This window comes from Sphingomonas sp. SRS2 (assembly GCF_000971055.1).
GTDB lineage: Bacteria > Pseudomonadota > Alphaproteobacteria > Sphingomonadales > Sphingomonadaceae > Rhizorhabdus.
This window is the reverse complement of sequence record NZ_LARW01000109.1, coordinates 16,894-35,230: the sequence shown is the minus strand read 5'-3', so window position 1 is coordinate 35,230 and position 18,337 is coordinate 16,894. Positions and strand designations below refer to the sequence as shown.

Annotated in this window: 19 protein-coding genes; 18 read left to right on the top strand and 1 reads right to left on the bottom strand. The window is 65.0% G+C overall.

Annotated elements, in window-relative coordinates:
- Positions 1-97: 97 nt before the first annotated feature.
- The 13 genes from WP12_RS25930 (at position 98) to WP12_RS16585 (ending at position 11,160) form a co-directional block, all read left to right on the top strand.
- The gene (locus WP12_RS25930) at positions 98-805 is read left to right on the top strand and encodes a hypothetical protein (protein WP_046194804.1); all 708 of its coding nucleotides are present in this window, start codon (positions 98-100) and stop codon (positions 803-805) included.
- On the top strand, positions 765-2,783 hold the full coding sequence (locus tag WP12_RS16635; RefSeq protein ID WP_235399184.1) for a terminase gpA endonuclease subunit: 2,019 nt from the start codon (positions 765-767) through the stop codon (positions 2,781-2,783). The genes WP12_RS25930 and WP12_RS16635 overlap by 41 nt, the downstream gene beginning before the upstream one ends.
- Entirely contained in the window at positions 2,765-2,989 is a 225-nt protein-coding gene (locus WP12_RS16630; RefSeq protein ID WP_235399178.1) for a phage head-tail joining protein, read from the top strand. The genes WP12_RS16635 and WP12_RS16630 overlap by 19 nt, the downstream gene beginning before the upstream one ends.
- A complete protein-coding gene (locus WP12_RS16625; protein ID WP_046194801.1) occupies positions 2,989-4,497 on the top strand; it encodes a phage portal protein in 1,509 nt (502 codons plus the stop codon). The genes WP12_RS16630 and WP12_RS16625 overlap by 1 nt, the downstream gene beginning before the upstream one ends.
- Positions 4,494-6,569: a ClpP-like prohead protease/major capsid protein fusion protein gene (locus WP12_RS16620; protein WP_046194800.1), complete on the top strand. Its 2,076-nt coding sequence runs from the start codon at positions 4,494-4,496 to the stop codon at positions 6,567-6,569. The genes WP12_RS16625 and WP12_RS16620 overlap by 4 nt, the downstream gene beginning before the upstream one ends.
- A gap of 93 nt (positions 6,570-6,662) precedes the next feature.
- Positions 6,663-7,121 carry a DUF2190 family protein gene (locus WP12_RS24260; protein ID WP_084691198.1) on the top strand — a complete coding sequence of 153 codons (459 nt, stop codon included), beginning with the start codon at positions 6,663-6,665 and terminating at the stop codon, positions 7,119-7,121.
- 99 nt (positions 7,122-7,220) lie between these two features.
- Entirely contained in the window at positions 7,221-7,574 is a 354-nt protein-coding gene (locus WP12_RS16610; protein ID WP_046194799.1) for a hypothetical protein, read from the top strand.
- Entirely contained in the window at positions 7,571-7,879 is a 309-nt protein-coding gene (locus WP12_RS16605; RefSeq protein ID WP_046194798.1) for a head-tail joining protein, read from the top strand. Before WP12_RS16610 ends, WP12_RS16605 begins: the two co-directional genes overlap by 4 nt.
- Positions 7,876-8,304: a hypothetical protein gene (locus WP12_RS16600; RefSeq protein ID WP_046194797.1), complete on the top strand. Its 429-nt coding sequence runs from the start codon at positions 7,876-7,878 to the stop codon at positions 8,302-8,304. The genes WP12_RS16605 and WP12_RS16600 overlap by 4 nt, the downstream gene beginning before the upstream one ends.
- Before the next feature lie 14 nt (positions 8,305-8,318).
- Positions 8,319-9,548: a hypothetical protein gene (locus WP12_RS16595; protein ID WP_046194796.1), complete on the top strand. Its 1,230-nt coding sequence runs from the start codon at positions 8,319-8,321 to the stop codon at positions 9,546-9,548.
- Positions 9,549-9,597: 49 nt separating this feature from the next.
- Positions 9,598-10,281, top strand: coding sequence for a hypothetical protein (locus WP12_RS16590; protein WP_152664034.1), 684 nt, complete (start codon positions 9,598-9,600; stop codon positions 10,279-10,281).
- 23 nt (positions 10,282-10,304) lie between these two features.
- Entirely contained in the window at positions 10,305-10,451 is a 147-nt protein-coding gene (locus WP12_RS25345) for a hypothetical protein (protein WP_160299238.1), read from the top strand.
- The gene (locus tag WP12_RS16585) at positions 10,441-11,160 is read left to right on the top strand and encodes a DUF6441 family protein (protein WP_046194795.1); all 720 of its coding nucleotides are present in this window, start codon (positions 10,441-10,443) and stop codon (positions 11,158-11,160) included. Before WP12_RS25345 ends, WP12_RS16585 begins: the two co-directional genes overlap by 11 nt.
- Here the strand turns inward: WP12_RS16585 and WP12_RS16580 are convergent, their stop codons facing one another.
- A complete protein-coding gene (locus WP12_RS16580; protein ID WP_046194794.1) occupies positions 11,161-11,352 on the bottom strand; it encodes a hypothetical protein in 192 nt (63 codons plus the stop codon).
- Positions 11,353-11,443: 91 nt separating this feature from the next.
- On the opposite strand from WP12_RS16580, the gene WP12_RS16575 reads away from it, so the two are divergent.
- The 5 genes from WP12_RS16575 to WP12_RS16555 are packed head-to-tail and all read left to right on the top strand — an operon-like array spanning position 11,444 to position 18,313.
- Positions 11,444-14,458: a hypothetical protein gene (locus WP12_RS16575; RefSeq protein ID WP_046194793.1), complete on the top strand. Its 3,015-nt coding sequence runs from the start codon at positions 11,444-11,446 to the stop codon at positions 14,456-14,458.
- Entirely contained in the window at positions 14,458-14,820 is a 363-nt protein-coding gene (locus WP12_RS16570) for a hypothetical protein (RefSeq protein ID WP_046194792.1), read from the top strand. The genes WP12_RS16575 and WP12_RS16570 overlap by 1 nt, the downstream gene beginning before the upstream one ends.
- Before the next feature lie 3 nt (positions 14,821-14,823).
- Positions 14,824-15,621, top strand: coding sequence for a hypothetical protein (locus tag WP12_RS16565; RefSeq protein WP_046194791.1), 798 nt, complete (start codon positions 14,824-14,826; stop codon positions 15,619-15,621).
- Positions 15,585-17,795: a hypothetical protein gene (locus tag WP12_RS16560; protein ID WP_160299237.1), complete on the top strand. Its 2,211-nt coding sequence runs from the start codon at positions 15,585-15,587 to the stop codon at positions 17,793-17,795. Before WP12_RS16565 ends, WP12_RS16560 begins: the two co-directional genes overlap by 37 nt.
- A complete protein-coding gene (locus tag WP12_RS16555; RefSeq protein WP_046194789.1) occupies positions 17,795-18,313 on the top strand; it encodes a hypothetical protein in 519 nt (172 codons plus the stop codon). The genes WP12_RS16560 and WP12_RS16555 overlap by 1 nt, the downstream gene beginning before the upstream one ends.
- Positions 18,314-18,337: the final 24 nt, after the last annotated feature.

Below are 18,337 nucleotides of genomic sequence, written 5' to 3'. Positions count from 1 at the left end.
TTCCTGGGCACCTGCGCTATGCGGGGCGCAAAGGCGCATGAAACGTGAGTGTCCGGTTTTTCCGGGATTGCTCTTTTTCTCTTTTGGGTTCGGATCGATGATCGACGACGGCGCGAATGCTGAGCGGCCGCGCATGATCGGCAATCTGTCTGAACTGGTTGCGATGCCGGGGCTCGGGTCCGAGCCGACGATCAAGAAGTATATCGACGACAATCCCGACTTCCCGATCATCACGCGGGGCGATCGTGGAGTTGCGTGGGAAATCGACCTAGGCGCGGCTGCGCTGTTCATCCGCGACTTGCAGCGCAAGGCCGATGAAGCTGCCCGGCAGCGCGCGCTCGATGTCCGTCAGTTCGGTTTGAACTTGCTCGGCGACGCCGCTGCCTCGGCCCAGCCCGACCGGCCAGAGCTGACCGCGAAGGATCAGCAGCAGCTGATCGAAGCGGAGATCGCGGCGATCAAGCTCGGCGTGCTGCGCGGCGATTTCGTGCGGCGGGCGGAAGTCGAGACCGCGCTGGGGCAGATGGCCGTCGAATTTCAGCGGCGGTTTCTCAGCCTACCCGACCGTGTGTCGAAAAAAATCACGCTGGCGCGCGATGCGCTCGCGACGTTGCAAAGGATAGTCGAGGCCGACTTGGGCTGGGTCGCCGACCAACTTGAAAAGCTGAGCGATGCTGTTCCAACCGATCAAGCCGATCCCGCCCTTCGCGACGGCGGCGGTTCTGCTGCGCCCGGTGGCGAAGCTGATCCGGCCGAAGCGGCCGATGACGGTGAGCGAATGGGCGATCGAGCACCGGAGCTATGATCCCGAGGTAGCGCCTTGGCAGCCGGAGATCATGGACGCGCTGAGCGATCCGGAAACCGCTGAGGTCGGGCTTATGGCGCCGGCGCAGGCGGGGAAGTCCGAGATCGGGCTGGGTTGGATGGGCTGGTCGGTTGAACATGATCCGGCCGGCTTCATGATCTGCCAGCCCAGCAAATCGCTGATGCAGGATTTCGTCGTGCGCCGCGTGGCGCCGATGATCCAGCAGACGCCGGTAGTGAAGGCGCAGCTGCTGCCGGAGATCGGCGCTGACAACATCTTCCTGAAACAATTTCGGGCGATGCTGCTGACCTCGATCTGGCCGGTGGCTTCGGAGTTCCGCGCGCGGCCGGTGCCGCGTGGATGGCTCGACGACTTCGACGCCATCCCCGACGACATCGAGGGGCAGGGCTCCGCGCCGACATTGCTCGACGCACGCGCGACATGGTTCGAAGGTCGCGACAAGAAATTCATCAGCAGCTCGCCGGCGCGCGAGGATGGCGGCGGCGTCGAAGCCTTCGTCGCCCAGGGCACTGACGAAAGGCTGCGGCCGATCTGCCCGAGTTGCGACGAACGCATCGAGCTGGATATCCGGCGCGATCTGAAGTTCGACGACAAGGGCACGGCGGAGCAGGCCGAGGCGAGCGCGCATGTGATCTGCCCGGCGAACGGGTGCATCCTGCAGCCGGACGACCGGCGCAGGCTGCTGGAAAGTCTGATCGGGCTGCCCAATCGCGGGTTCGTCCAGACCAACATGAAGGTCGGGCGGCGTCGGCGGGGCTTCCGGGTCGACGGCCTGCTGAACGTCACCAGCTGGCCGAAACTGGCGCTCGAATGGCGCAACGCCCAGATCGCCTGGGAGGCGCGGCAGGACGAAGCACCGCTGATCGGTTTCTTCAATTCGCGCGGCGGGCAGAATTATCGGTCGCAGCTGGCAGGCGAGAAGCCGCTGACGATCGACGAACTAGGCGCACGGCGCGAGGCAGGATGGAAGATCGGCACCGTGCCGGGCGGGGTGAAGGTTATCCTGCTGCTGGTCGATGTGCAGCACAATCGCTTCGAGTGCGCGGCGGTCGGCGTCGGAGAGGGCAACGAGACCTGGCTGATTGATCGCTGGGCGATCGAGACTTTGAACGATGGGCTGACCGGCTTGCAGCCGCTGAAATATCGCGAACATTGGGCGGCGCTGCTGCCGCTGTTCAGCCGCACTTGGCCGCTCGCGGACGGGTCGGGGCAGAGCCCGCCGCCGCTATCGGTCGCGGTCGATGCGCGCGGCGGCGAATCCGATCTGCCGACCGGGTTCTGGCATATGTGCGTCGCGGCCGGCATCCACCAGCAGCGGGTCACGCTGTTGCAAGGTGGCAACAATCCGAAGGCCGAGCTGATAAGCCGCGCCCGTCGCTCCGACCAGAAGACACGGGGTGGGGTGAAGCGGAACAGCCCGGCGCGGTGGACGGTAAACGTCCATAAGCTGAAGAACATTTTAGACGCTCGCATCCGCCGGGAGCAGCCTGGGCCGGGATATATCCACCTGCCGCACGGGCTGGCCGATCAGTATCTCGACGAACTGACTGCCGAGGAAAAGCAGAAGGGCAAGTGGGTCAAGATCAGGCCCCGGAATGAAACGCTCGATTTGCTGGTGCAATCGATCGCTACGCTGATGCGCCCGCCGTTTGCGGGGACGCGCACGCATATGCGTTGGGTGCCGGCCGAGTATCGGGTGCCCGAACAGGATCTGGAGAGCTTCATGGCGGCGAGGAACGACGACGGCCCGCAACCGGCGGCGCTCGATAGCGCCAGCATCAAGCCATCCGCATCGGGGGCGATCGACGAAACAGCGCGAGATCGGCCCGATGGTCAGGGGCGCGGCGCGGAAGGTGGCACGCGTGCCGTCTCCGCGCCGGCTGCTCAGAAGAAGAAACGACGCGGCGTGAACAAGCTGACGGGCCGGGCAACCGGATCATGGCTGAAGAGGAATTGACGGTGGCCTATTCCGAGAATGACCTGACCACGATCCGGTCGCACATCGCATCGGGCGTCATGAAGGTGCGCTTCGCCGATGGGCGCGAGGTCACCTATCAGTCCACCGACGCGCTGATGGCGGCTGAGCGGGTCATCGCATCGCAGCTCAATGTCGCGACAGGGGTACGCCGCAAGCGGTTCGCCGCGTATCGGAGCGGCTTGTGATGCGCCAGCGTAGCGCACTCGATCGCGCCATTGAGGCCGTGTCGCCGCGCTGGGCGGCGAAGCGCGAGCATGCGCGCCTGGTACTAGGAAAGCTGCACCGAGTCAGCGCCGAATATGATGGCGCGACGCAGGGTCGCCGCTCGACCAGCTGGCGCCGCAAGGTCCGCGATGCCAATGCCGAGCTGAGCCCGCGCACGATGATGGCTCTGCGCGGCATTTCGCACGATCTAGTGCGGAACAATCCGCATGCGTCGAGTGGCGTTGCGGCGCATGCCGAGCACATCGTCGGGGAGGGAATCACCTTCCAGCTCTACCGCGACGGCAAGCATGATCCGGTGCTGACCGCCAAGGTCCGCGCCCATCTTGATGGGGCCGACTGCGACGCGGCCGGCCGCCATGATCTCTATGGCCTCCAATTGCAGGCGGCCAAGGCGATCGTGACCGGCGGCGCGATCGTGATGCGCCGACGCTGGCGCCGGGCAAGCGATCGTCTGCCGCTGCCGTTCCAGCTTCAGCTGCTCGAAGCCGACTATATCGACATGGGCAAGCACGGCCCGCTGGCCGACGGTGGATACATCATCAACGGGATCGAGTTCGACCAGCTCGGCCGCCGTCGCGGATACTGGCTCTACTCGAATCACCCCGGCTCGATCAGGCCCGGATCGAGCACGTCGAAGTTCGTGCCGGCTAGCGATGTCGCGCATGTATTCCGCGCCGATCGGCCCGAGCAGGAGCATGGCGTTCCATGGCTCGCGCCCGTCATCCTGCGGATGAAGGACTTCGCCGACTATGAGGATGCGCAGGGGCTTCGGCAGAAGATAGCGGCATGCTTTGCGGCGTTCCGCTTCGGCGATCCGGACAGCGCCGAAGCGCTCGCCAACGACAATGACGAGGATGACGACAGCGCCGAGCTGGAGAGCATCGAGCCGGGCATGATCTATGACATGCCGGGGGACGGGAAGATCGAGTTCGCCAATCCGCCGACGGTCGACGGTTACAAGGATTATTCGAGCGTCTCGCTCCACGCCATCTCCGCAGGGCTCGGCGTTCCCTATGAGATCATGACCGGCGATCTGTCGGGGGTCAGCTTCATCTCGGGCCGTCTCGGCCGGCTCAATTTTTATCGCAAGAACGCGACGCACCAGTGGCTCATGTTCATCCCGCAGTTTTGCGGCGCGGTGCAGCGCTGGACGTTCGATGCGCTCGACATGATGGGCGAGGATCTGAAGGGGGTCACGATGCGCTGGACGCCGCCCCGCGTTCCGATGCTCGATCCGGCCAGCGAGGTGCCGGCGATCCGCGACGCGATCCGCTCGGGCCAGATGACGCCTTCGGAGGCGGTCCGCGAACGCGGGCACGATCCCGACACCTTCTTCACCGAATGGGCCGAAGACGCGCAGCGTTTCGACGCACTCGGCCTGACCTTCGACAGTGATCCCCGCAAGGTGACTGCGGTCGGCAACGCGGTGTCACTGGACAAGCACACCGAACAGAGGGACGCGAAATGACAGAAATCCTTGTTTACGGGGTGATCGGCGACTGGTGGGACGGGCTCGAAGCGACCCGGCTTATTCCGCTGATATCGGCGGGTGACGACGATCTCGACATCCGGATCAACAGCCCCGGTGGCCTAGTCATGGAGGGGATCGCGATATTCAACGCGATCACGCGCGAGCGCGCCAAGGGCCGAAAGGTCACCACCTATGTCGATGGTCTGGCGGCCTCGATGGGCTCGATCATCGCCATGGCGGGTGGAGAGATCGTCATGGCCGATAACGCCCTGATGATGATCCACAATCCGTGGGACTGCGCCTGTGGCGACGCGATCGAGCTACGCAGTGCGGCCGATCGGCTCGACCAGCTCCGCGACATCATGGTCAGCATCTACGCCAAGCAGACGGGAATCGACGCGGCGACGCTGATCCCGATGCTCGACGCAGAGACCTGGCTGACCGCGAGCGAGGCGCTCGACCAGAAGTTCATCACGTCGATCAGTTCGGTCGAAGTCGCCGCCGCCCAGGTGGCCGCTTTCGACATCAAGCAATTCGGGTTCCGCAAGGCGCCCGATAGTTCGCGCATCGCCGCCATGGCGATGGGCACCACCCGGCCGGCCTTTGCCGGTCCCAAGCCGAAAGGTAATGACATGCCCCACCCACAGGGTAATGACACGGTGCCGGGCAACCAGGCACCTGACACGATCACGACCGAAGCCGCCCAGGCGCTCGCCAGCACGGCTTCGGCCGCCGCAGTCACGGCCGAGCGCACGCGCATCAGCGGGATTCGCGCTCTGGTCGAGAAGCACAAGCTGGGCACGGCCCTGGCCGACACGCTGATCGCCGAGGGCAAGTCGCTCGAAGACGCACGCGGCGTGATCCTCGACAAGCTCGCCGAGGCCGGCGATGCGGTCGGCATCGGGCATAGCGGACCCGCCGTTGTGACGCAGGACGCGCGCGAGAAATTCAAGATCGGCGCGATGAACTCGATCATCCATCGCGCGGGTCTCGCGGGCCTCATCAACGCGGCCGCAAAGGCGCGCGGCGATAAGATCGACCTCGATCCGGGCGAGTTCCGCGGCATTCGCAATGTCGAGCTGGCGCGTATGTCGCTCGATATGGCGGGCATCCGCTGTGCGAGTTACGATCGCGACGTGATCGTCAAGATGGCGATCGGCGCGCAGGGCTCCAGCTCCTATCAGACCACCAGTGAGTTTCCCGTTCTTTTGGAGAACGTGATGCACAAGGTGCTGCAGGCAGCCTATGCGATCACGCCCGATACGTGGTCGCGCTTCTGCGGCGTCGGCTCCGTGTCCGATTTCCGGGCGCACAACCGCTATCTGCGCGGCACCTTCAGCAGCCTCGACGATCTGCTGGAAAATGGCGAGTTCCAGAACAAGCCGATCCCCGACGCTGCGAAGGAAACGATCACCGCAAAGACGAAGGGCAATATCATCGCCCTGTCGCGACAGGCGATCGTCAACGACGATATGGACGCCTTTTCGGGCCTGGCCGTCGATCTCGGCCGTGCGGCGAAGCTGTCGATCGAGAAGGACGTCTATGCCCTACTCGCGCAGAATGGCGGCTTTGGGCCGACGATGAACGACGGCAAGGCGCTGTTCCATGTGGACCACCTGAATGTCGGCACGGGGGCGCCGTCCGTTGTTGCCTTCGATGCAATGGCGGTGCTGATGGGAAGCCAGCTCGACTTGAGCGGGAATGAATTTCTCGACATCCGCCCGGCCGTCTGGCTCGGGCCGCTCAGCCTGCGTGGCACGGTCGACGTCATCAATCGGTCCGAATATGATCCGGATACCGCAAACAAGTTGCAGAAGCCCAACATGGTGGCCGGCATGTTCCAGGATGTTGTCGGGACGCCAAGGCTGACGGGCACCCCGTGGTACAGCTTCGCCGATCCGAACATCGCGCCGGCGATCGAGGTTGCCTTCCTCGACGGTGTGCAGGAACCGTTCCTCGACAGTGAGGAAGGCTGGCGGGTGGACGGCACCGAGTGGAAGGTGCGGTTCGATTATGGCGTCGGCGGTGTCAACTCTCGATCGGCCGGTCGCAGCACCGGCGTCGCCTAAACCATCAATCCGAAGCGTTCCGGCGCATCGGAAGATTCTGAAATCACGACAAGGGCGGCTTCGGGCCGCCCTTGTCGTTTGGAGTGAAAGACTATGGCTCGTATTATTCAGCCGGAAGGCGATGCCCTTCCTCTCATTGCTCCCGCCGGGGGTGTCGTCGCCCTTCGCGGTGTCCTGATCGGTGCTCTATTTGTCGTCGCTACGATCGACGCTGATGAAGGTGAACCCTTTATCGGGCGCCGCCGTGGCGTGTTTGAATTGGCAGCGGCGGTGCATGCCACCAACCAGGCGGCGGCTGCCGGCGATTCCGCTTATTGGGATGCCACGGCCAAGAAGATCACCAAGACGGCCACTGGCAACATGCTGGTCGGCGTCTTTGTCGAAGACAAGGTTTCGACGGTTGCGCTGGCGAAGGTTGTACTTGTTCCCCGGATCGCGGCTGCTGGCGCAGCTATCGCCGATGCAGGTGGCGGCGACAACGTCGCGGCGGTCGTCGTCAAGCTCAATATCCTGCTCGCCGAGCTTCGAGCGGCAGGCGTGATCCTTACCTGATCTAGCTGATCATAATGAACGAGAGGGGGCGGTTCCGGTTTGCCGGGGCCGCCCTCTTTTTCAGGCCGCCGTGTGCGACGGCCTGGAAAGGAGATTCCCATGAAGAAGATCACCCTTAACACCGCCGATAGAAAGCTGGTCGACGGCAACTGGATATTCGCGGATGCGGGGGAAACCCTTGTCGTTGGCGGGGATACCACGACGGAGCGTGCGGCGCTGCTCGTTGAGCGTGGCGGCGCTGTCAGGGCGGACCCGCTCGACCATGACGATAACGGGCGGAAGGGCGGCAGCAAGCCGCGTCAGCCGCGCCCGCCAGTCGATGTTGCCGACACGGCCGAGCTGCAACCGCGCGACCTTGCCGAGGGCGAAATGCTGGAAGATGCCAGCGCCTCGCTCGGACTGACCGGTGAACAGATCACTGTCGATCAGCTGGCGCCGAGCGACGCCAAGTGAGTATCTGGGACACGGCATCTGCGGCGATCGACGCGGCGTTTGCCGTGTCCGTCACTTATGCGGGGAGCGGGATCGCGCTCAACGATCCCATCTCGGCGATCCGCGAGGATATGCCCGGCGAGCCGTTCATGGGACCGGGCGCAACCGTCACCATGATCGGCTTCGAGATCAAGCGCGTCTCCCTGCCCAGGCGGCCGGAAAAGGGCGACACGATCGACGACGGCCGCCAGCTCTGGCGCGTGCAGGACGTGACCGATCGCGATCCGGTTGATGCATGGTTTGCGATCGTGGAGCAGGCGCGATGACGGCGGTCCGCGAGCGCATCGCCGCGATCCTCGATCAGCGCCTGCAGTCGATCCCCGGAATCGCCGAATATGAGCGGGACCCTTCGGCCGATCCCACCAACTTTCCCGCGCTCAGCATGACGGACAATGGCGACGATCCGCTGGAAGAAGAGTCCGGGATCACCCGTTACGCGATGTCGCTCGACATCGAATGTTATGCCGAGGGCTATCATGGCAGCGAGGTCTCGGCCGAGCTGAATGAAATCCACGCCGCCGTCGTGCAGGCGCTGATGCAGGAACCCCCGATCGACGGCCTGGCCGAACGGTTCGAGGAAGGGCCGCTCAAACGCTACACGGCCCAGCTCGCCTCCAAGCCGCGCAAGGGCTTCAAGAAGGCGTTCACCATCATCTTCACCACCCGGCGCGGCGATCCCGCGAGTCAGTAGAAAGGAGCGCCGTCATGGCCGAATCCATCATCCGCATTTCCAACGTCGCGATGTTGCTGAAGGTCGAAACGACCGAAGACGTTGATGCCGCCCCGGCGGCCGTCGATGCCTTCCCGTTCGAGACGGACGGCTATAGCTACAACAGCCCGTTCACCAGCGAAGACTCGAACGAGGCGACCGGCGACATGGTGGCGGGTGCGCCGCTGATCATCGGGCAGCCGGCGGATATCTCGATCCGCGTGCGGCTGAAAGGTGCGGCCGCCACATACACGTCGCTGGTCAAGCCTCCGCATCACGCGCTGTTCACGATCGCGGGCATGCGCGGCTTGTTCACGGCGGCCATCGCGGCGGCGGCCCTTACCGGCGGCACGACCAGCTCGGCGACGCTTGGCACCGGCTTCAACACCACGGTCAACGCCTATGTCGGTATGCCGCTGTTGATGAGCGGCGCTTCGGCGGGGGCAATCGCGCTGATCACCGCCTATTCCGCCGGCAAGGTGGCAACGCTCACCGATCTGTTCGGCGCGCCGCTGGCGACGGACAGCAGCGCAGCGCTGCCTGCAAACTGGACCTATGCCGGCACCTCGCCGCAGGGCGTGGCGGATCGCGCGGCAGACCATCCTTCGGGCACGCTGTACATCTACGAGGATGGCGCGCTGCTGAAGTTCACGGGTTGCCGTGCTGTCATGGACGAATTGTCCGCCAACACAGCCAAGCCGGGCTTCGCTACGTTCAAGCTGCGCGGGATTTTCCGGGGCCGCACCGATGTCGCTATCCCAGATGATATCGCATATCCCGGCCACAGCGCACCGACGCTGGTGCGCGGACCGAGCGGCATCAGCCCGGCTTTCTCGCTCAAGCGCACGTCCCTGCCGATCAGCAATTTCAGCATCAAGACCGGCGGCGATCTCACCAGCCCGGACGATCCGAACACGCCTTATGGCTTCGGGCCGGGCGTGATTGGCGGCCGCACTCCGATGCTGAGCTGCGACCCGCTGGGGACGCACGTGGCGGTACGCGACACGCTGGCCGATCTTGCCGCTGGCACGCAGTTTACCGGAGCGATCCGCTTCCTCGGCGCCGCCGGCAACCGGATCGCCATCACCCTGCCGAAGGTGCAGACGACGGGCAGTCAGCCGAGCGAGCGGCAGAAGATGCGGTCGGAGCAGAACGAATATCGCCTGCTCGGCAGCGGGCGCGATGCGCAGGACCGGAACACCGACATGGTGATCTGCTTCTATTGATCGACGCGCGGGCGGCGGGCCGGGCCTGCCGCCCCAACAGGGCACTGACATGATCCCAACATCCACCACGCCGGTGCGCTATGTGCCGGCCTGTTTCGACCAAGGCGATGAGACGTCGCCGGCCTTCTATCTCCGCCCCGGCACCGTCATCGAGCGGGATCTGCTCGAAGCCGAACTGGCCGGCGAATATCGCGCCGGCCATGTTTTCGGCGGAGATCTGATGCGGGCGTTCAACGACGGTATCGTGACGCTGATGGGCGATGATCCCGGCCGGGACGAGTGGCTCGCGCTCGCGGCGGCCGAACAGGCGCTTGAAGGCGATGCGGTCCTGCCGCCCGATGAGCGTCAGAAGCTCGCCGTGGCGCGCGAGGTCCTGACCGAACACTGGCCGGAATATCGCGCCCTGGTCGCGCAGTATAATCGGCGGCACCAGCTGGTGCCGCTGCTGGCCTTCCGTCGTTTCTGCGTCGGATGGGAAAATCTCCCCGAAGCCCTGCCCTATGCGGCGGGTCCTGACAGGCTGGTGACGCTGCCGGCTGCCGGCTCGATCCCGTCGTTGCTCATGAAGTTCGCGGGGCGCGAAGCCTATGCGATGCTGCAGGCGGGCACGCAGCTAAAAAACTTCGTGGCGCCCTCGAAGTCCGCCGACGCCCGGCCGATTTCGACTTCGGGCGCACGATCGAAAAAGGGTGGCTCATCGGCGGTGAAGCGTGGAGCGAAAACCCCCGCCTGATCGTCCCGCAATGGATATGGGGCGTGGTCGATCTCTGGCGCTTTTGCCGCGCCCAGGCGGGTATCTATTCCGGCCGCCCTTTGCCCTGCTCCGGCGGGCCGGCCGATCAGCCGGCGGGATTGATGGAAGCCTTCACTCTTCTCGACGGGATGCTGCAGGATGGCGGATAGATTTGCCGACCTGGTGCTTGATGCCCCGGCCCTGCGCGATGCCCGCGAGGCGACGATCCGGGGGATGCTGTACGCGGCCAAAGAGACGGTCACGATCGTCACCCGCGAATATGAAAAAGAGTTGGAGCGCGCGACGGAGGTCGCGGCGCGGGGGAAGCTCTGGCGTGCATGGGCTTCGGATGTCCGCCCGAAGGGCAAGCGCCAGATTGCCCGCGAGCCGGCCGGGTTCATCTACGTCAATGGCGGTGAGCGGACGCGCGGCGCGATCGAGTTTCTGACGGGACGCGGGACGGTCACCTCCAAGACGGGCGGATATCTCGCGATCCCGCTGCCCGCTGCCGGATCGCGCGGCCGCACGCGCGATCTGACGCCGGGCGAGTGGGAGCGCCAGAACGGGCAACGCCTGCAATATGTGTATCGCGGTGGGAACAAGCCGGCGCTGCTGGTGGCGAAGGGGACGTTGAACGCCCGCAGCGGCAGCTATCGGACCATCACCCGCAAGCGCACGGCGGCCGATGCGAAGCGCGGTTATCAGCGCGGCGAAATGTCCGTGCCGATCTTCGTGCTGGTTGCGCCCTTCGCCTTCCAGCAGAAGTTCTCGGTCGAGAGCGTGATGCGCGGATCGGGCAGCCGGATGGCCCAAGTGTTCGATCAGCAGTCGCGGATGATCATGGCCGCGCGAGATGAGGTGCGCGGTAAGATCGGCTGATCAGCCCTCGGCGATGAACCGGCGATCGAGCATCGAACTGACAACGTGGAAGATGATCACCCAGGCGGAGACCATGGCCGCAATCGCTGCTTGCTGGACTGCCGACATTGCGCCGCTGAAACCGGCGAGCAGCAGAGCAAGGCCGCCGATCAGGCAAGAGATGGCGATCAGGACGTGGAAAACGACGCGCATAGTTAGACCTCTCCCCGGTCAGTGACCCGAGGGAGTTAGCACTACGAAGGGCGTCGGGAAACCGGCGCCCTTTTCATTGGAGCCGGTACGCATGGATATTGTTGCCCGCCTGAAGATGAACGGCCAGAACTTCTCGGCGGAGCTGGGCCGCACGCTCGGCGATGCGGAGCGCCGCTTCGGCAGCACGGGCAGCGTCATCGGCCGGAACCTGAGCGATGGCATCGGCGGCGGACTGCAGCAGGCAGCATCGCGGGTGCCTGTCCTGGGCGGTGCATTGACGGGGCTTTCGGGTACGGCGCTCATCACGGCCGCCGGCCTCGGCGCCGTGACGCTCGCGATGATGAACGGAATCGCCGAGGCCGAGACCTATGAGCGGGCGGTGCGCGGGATCGATGCCGTCCTGAAGGCGACCGGCAACAACACCGGTATGGCGCGCGATGAGCTGGTCGGCTTCGCCAACGACATGGAAGGTGTTTGGGCGACGCCGGCGGAAGAGATCATGAAGGCCGAACAGGTCCTGGCCTCTTTCGACGGTGTAGCCGGATCGACCTTCAAGCGGGCGATCGAGAGCGCAGCCGATCTGTCGGCGGTCTATGGCGGCGATCTCACATCGAATGTGGAGAAGGTCGGCACGGTGCTGCAGAACCTCGCGCAGGGCGAGGTGACGGGGCTGTCGAAGGGGTTCAAGTTCCTCGGCGTCGAGACGCTGACCACCATCGGCAATCTCGCTGAGATGGGCAAAACGGCTGAAGCGCAGCAAGCCCTGCTCGATGCGCTCGCCGGCAGCGTCGGCGGCAACAAGAAGGAAGACGGGGAAGGCCTGTCGGGCGCGTTCTTCCGCTTGGGGGATGCGGTCGGCGACGCAACGCGTGGGCTTGCGACCAGCACCGGCACATATGACGCGTCGCGCGACGCGGTGGACCGTCTCGCGGACTCGGTTGGAAGGCTGGCGGACGGCTACACCAACGCTAAATCCGCACGCGATATCTTTGACGCGACGGTCGAATATCTCACGCCGGGCACGCCAGCTCCCAAACCGCGCGAGATGCGCGACACGATGCGCGACCTCGACAGCCGGCCCGGTTTCACGTCGCTCGGCGATATGATCGCAGAAGGGGCAGCCGGACGCGCCTACGCGTCCGCCGAGGCGCAGCGAAAGAAGGATCGCGCGGCCGAGGCGGCGAAGAAGGCCGCCACCAAGGCGCAGTCCGATGCAGAGCGCGAGGCCGAAAAGACAGCCAGCGACCTGACGAGCAGCCTCGACTCGCTGCGGGACAAATATGGCAGCGTCTCCACCGCGACATGGGAATATGTCGAGGCGCTGCGCGAGATCGACCATCTGCAGAGCAAGGGCACCATCGGCCCGGCCGAGGCAAGCCGGCTCAAGCTCAACGTGCAGGTCGCGGGCATGGACCCGGACGGGAAGCTGGCAGCCGCCGTGAAGGCCCAGCTGGGGACGGGCGACCTGACGACACGCGCGAGCGAGGCGCAGGACATCGGCGAGGCGCAGCGTGCCGCAATCCGCGAAACGGCCGACTATTGGAAGGACGTGAACAAGCGCGCCGTCGAGGATGTCGCCGATATCATGACCGACCTGATCGGCGGCAAGGCAGGCAAGCTGATCGGCGATCTATTCTCCGTTGCCGGCGGTGGGCGTTCGACCTCGCCCTATCTCGATATGCTTACGAAGGGCGGGAGCATCTGGAAGAATAGCGGCATTGCCGGAAAGGATGGCGAAACGGCAGAGTCGGTCGGCAAGCTCGACAAAACCATTGGCGGCATCTTCGGTCTGTCGGGCGAGTTCACGCAGTCGATCGGGCGCATGCTCGCGGGCGCTGCTCTCGGCGCGCAGGCCGGCGGCCTTATCGGGTCGTCGAAAGCGTCGCAGTTTGGCGGCATGGCTGGCGGGGCGCTGGGCGAGAAAGCCGGCGAAATGCTTGGCAAGTCCATGGGCAAGTCGCTCGGCAAGCTTGCGGGCTTCGCCGGTCCGCTCGGCTCAATCGCCGGCGGCCTGCTCGGTTCGGCACTGGGGAGCGCCTTTACGAAAGTGAAATGGGGCGCATCCACGATATCCTTCAAGGATGGCGCGCTGTCGGCGGGCGATGCGACGGGCAACAGCGGCAGCGCGAAGAAGGCAGCTAGCGCGAGCGCGTCTTCCGTGGTTGGCAGCCTCGAATCGATCATCGAGCAGCTGGGCGGCAATCTGTTGAGCGCCCCGGATATCACGATCGGCCAGCGTCACGGCGACTATCGCGTGAACACCGGCGGCACCTCGCTCAAGATCGCCAAGGGCGCGATGGAGTTCGACGACGATCAGCAGGCGGCGATCGAATATGCGATCAAGCAGATGCTGTCGGGCGCGGTGATCGACGGGATTTCGCAGGCGGCAAAGAATATCCTGAAATCCGATCAGGACTTGGAAGACGCGGTGATGAAGGCCGGCCTGATCGAAGGTGTGCCGAAGAGCCTCAAAGCCCGGCTCGATCCACTCGGCGCGGCGATCGATGCGCTCAACGACAAGTGGGAACGGACCGTCGACGCGCTTCGCGAGGGCGGCGCCTCGGCCGAGCAGATGGCGGAAGCGCAGAAGCTCTATAATCTCGAACTGGACGAGGTGAAGAATACGACGCGCGCGGCTTCGGCCGATCTGAAGGACTTCCTGCAGGCGCTCGGGATGGGCTCCGCGTCGCCACTGTCGCTGCGCGATCAGGAGGCGATGGCCGAAGCGGCGCTCAAGCCGTTCCTCGACAAGATCAATGCGGGTTCGAGCATCGACCAATCGGCCTATCAGGCGGCCGCGCAGACCTATCTCGATATCGAGCGGCAGCTATATGGTTCGACCAGCAACTTCTTCGCGGCGTTCGATCAGATCCAGGCGGCGACCACCAAGGCCATCGCGGCGATCGACAATGCCGTTCCGATCGGCGGCCCTGCCAGCGATCCGTTCGCCGAGAAGATATCGACCGCGACGCAGGCGAGCGTCGATCTGCTGTCGCAAATCAGCCAGCAGACGGCGACGCAGCAGGGCACGCTTGACGGCATTCTCGCGGCGTTGCGGGCCAATGGCGGGACAGGCTTCCTCGGCGGCATGAGGCAGTTCGGCTGATGGCTGCGTTGCCGTCCGACATCGCCGCGGCATCGCGCGAAGCGGTCAATCTCACCTGGCAGAGCGCGACGATCAAGACGCGCTATCCCGGCGCGCGCGACCAAGGCTCGCCGCCGGCCGAGGGCTTCTTCGATACGCAGGCCGACGCGCAGGCCGCCATCGATCAGCGCGGCGCGCTGCTTGGCGTCGAGCGCCGCCGTTTCACGGTGCCGGTGCAGGATGTGCTGTGGATCGACCCGACCACCGGGCTGCCCACCTATCAGCTGGTCGACTCCGATCAGGCCGCCAACATGGCCTGCATCCCGGCCCGGTTCGAGATCGATCTCGAAGACGAAGCAACCAACCTCGAACTGTTCGGATAGCGCATGTCGAATGTCCTGATTTTGAAGCCGGAGCCGATATCGTCGGCGACGGCCAGCGGAACCGCGCCCGGCTACGATCCGGCCTATGTCGGCAACGACTATATGGGCATCGTCTGGAAGAGCACGGCGGGCAGCTCGGCAACGTTGACCGTCGATATGGGCGCGGACGTGTTGTGCGATACGGCCATGCTGTTCGGCTGCGACGGCGCGACGGGCACCATGACGCTGAAGGTCGAGGCAAGCACGGCCGCTCTTGGCTCGGGCTTTCCCGGCGGCGCATGGGTGGGGGCAACGCTGCCGTTTCTTGCCGGCAGCGAGATGCCGAAAAACGATCGAGGCGTCGCGCTGTGGCAGGCGCCGGCAAGTCCGCCGCCGGCGTCCCGCTACTGGCGGTTCACGATCGCTGGTCTGGCCGGTGGGCAGGCGACGATCGGGCGCGTGGTGCTGGGTGCTGCCGTGCCTCTCGCCCGCAATTTCTCGTTCCCCGCCGCCTTCGGGATTCGCGACACGGGTTCGATCGACTTGAGCCGGCTCGGCGTGCTGAAGCGGGCGCGTGGCAAGAAGTTACGCACGCTCGGGCTAACCTTCCAGTCGATCCACAAGAGCGAAGCCGAAGCCGCCGTGCTGCCGCTGATCGAAGCGCTCGGCAACACCGACATGCTGGCGGTTATCACCGACCCTGCCGAGCATGCGATGCGCCAGCGTCGGGCCTATTTCGGCTTCTGCGTCGGTGAGATCAATGCCGTGTGGCGCAAGGCCGATGCGTGGCAGTCGGGGTTCAACATGGTGAGCCTGATCTGATGCTCGCCACCCTGATCCAGATCGACGCCTATGATCCGGTGGCTGCCGCAACCGTGACGCTGCGCGCAGCCAGCCACGATCATCCGGCGGTCTGTCATCTGAACGGACAGCTGTGGTGGCCGGCCATCGCCGAGCTACCGAAGCTGCGGTACGATTTCTTCTCGGGCAGCTTCGACGGCGTAATCGATACACCGTCATCGAACCTCACGCTGATGACCGAAGCGTTCCCCACGCTGCCGCGCCTCGCGCTGGCCGATGCCCGGCTGCAGCTCTGGACGGGCGAGGTCGGCGCGGCGTGGGCGGGCTTCACCCAGCGCTTTGACGGGATCGTGACGGGGCAACCCCGGATCGACGAACTGACGGCGGCGATTGAGTTCGCGGTAGATGACCGCTGGCTCGATACGCCGGTGCTCGACCTCTACGCCGGCACGACGGGCATCGAGGGCGAGGCGGCGCAGAAGGGAACGCCGAAGCCGCTCAGCCTGGGCCAGCCACGTTATGCGCCCGGCGTGCTGATCGACAGCGCCAACAACGTCCTGCAGCTGTCGAGCTATGGCACGGTGCAGGGGATCGATACCGCGCTCGAAAAGCTCAATCGCTTCGGCGCCGCGACCGGCAATCATGCCAGCCTCGCTGCACTGGTCGCGGCCGCCATTCCGCCGGGCAAGTGGGCGACGTGCAACGCCCTCGGCCTTGTACGCCATGGCGCTCCGCTGCAGGGCTTGCCCAGCTACATGCTCCGGGGCGATGCCGCCGGCAGTGATGGCTGGGTGCGCAAGCCGGGCCAGCTGATCAAGCGGCTTGCCGAGTTGCGCGGTTTTGTCAGCCGGGTCTCGGAAGCATCGGTCGATGCGCTCGACATATCGCGGCCGTGGAACCTGTCGATTTACCTCGCGGAGCAAGTGACGCTGCGCGACATCATCCAGCGGATCGCGGCCAGCGTGAATGCGGTCGCGGGCGTATCGTGGATGGGGCAGCTGTTTGTGGTGCCTATCGCGATCGGCGCACCGGCAACGACGCTGCGCAGCGACGGCACCGCTTGGCCGCCGGTCGGCGATGTCGCGCAGATCGCGGTCGGGCAACCCTATTGGCGCATGGCGGTGCAGGCCGAACGGACATGGGAAGTTCACGCGCTGAGCGATGTGGCGTTCACGGCCGAGCTGATCGACCGGGGCACCTATGACGCGGGGGAGACCTATCGCGAAGGTCATATAGTCTTCAGCCCCACCACCGGTGCGCGATACCTGTATGTCAGCACGACGCCGACCGCCGGCAACGCGCCGCCGAACGTCACCTATTGGTCACTCTATCAGGCTGCCGATCCGGGTCTGACCGCCGCTCTCGCGACCTTGGCCGATATCGCGAACGATGCGCTGTTGACGCCCGGTGAGAAGCCTTTCCTTATCAGGGAATATGCCGCGATCCTTAATGAGCAGAGCGGTATATCGTCGCAAGCGCTGGCCTACGGGATCACCTCCCAGCGCACCAGCTACAACAATGCGGTCACGACCCTCACAAGCTACCTGGGCGGCCTGACCAGCGCGGTCGCGTGGAACAACCTCACCGGCAACACGACGATTGTCGCGAGTACGTTCCGGACACGGTTCAACGACGTTTATAGCGCCCGGCAAGCCCTGCTCAACAAGATCGATGAAGTTGCCGGCACGAAGGCGAGCTGGTCACTGGTCGACAGTCGGCCGACCGAATTAACCGACGGCCGTATCACCGATGCCCTGAACAGCAACGGCACGGTGAAGTCGAACATGGTCGGCTCGCTCGCCGTACAGGTCGGCGCGCTCGCGACGCGGGCGGGAACGCAGATCGGGTCGGCGGTCGCGGGCTCTGGCGCCTTCGTCAACGTCGGGTCGGCGATCAGCCTGACCATCGATCAGCCGGTTTCGGTGATCATTCAGGCCAATGGCGCGCAAAATTACTCAGGCTCAATCCCCGATCACGAATTCGCGGTCACGATCGACGGGGTGAAATACGGCATGGGATCGTCGGGCGGCGCTGGCGACTATCAGGCGACCTGCGTTGCCGGTGCGATCGTCTCGCTTTCGTCGGGCAGTTACCCGGTCACCTTCATAATTCGCATGCGCTGGCGCGGCGGCGGCGCAGGCATCCTCCTGTCCGATGCGGTGATGACCGTCGATGCAGCAAAAAGGAACAACTGATGGGCAGTTATGTGATGCTCGACCCGATCACGGGTCAGGGCGATATCCTTCACGTTCATGAAAGTGAGCTGGCCGCGAACACCGATAGCGGGCGGCTCATCCCGCTGGAGATCGAGGGCAGCTTTCGCAGCTATGAGATTGCCAAGGATGGCATCAAGGAAAGCTACGACTTCGATGTGATCCGCCGACCTTTGCTGCGCAGGATCGACGCCGAGGCGGCAGCGCGCCGCCCCGTCAAAGACGAGGCGCTGGCGCGCGTCTATGCGGCCAAAGAGGCCGAGGCTCGCGACCTGAAAGGCCCGACGCCCTTCCTCGACGCCGAAGCGCGGTTGAAGGATATCCCCCTCAAGACGCTGGCGGCGCGCGTGATCGAGCGCGCCGAAGCCGACCGCGCTGCCGAACTGGCGCACGCGGTGCCGCTCGAAGCGGTCAGGACGGCGGCCAAGGAAGCGGCCCGGCAGGCGCGCTCGCTCGCCGAGTTCGCGGCCGCCGCAAAGATAGAATGGCCCACCGCCTAATCTTCCACGCACGGGGTAAAATAG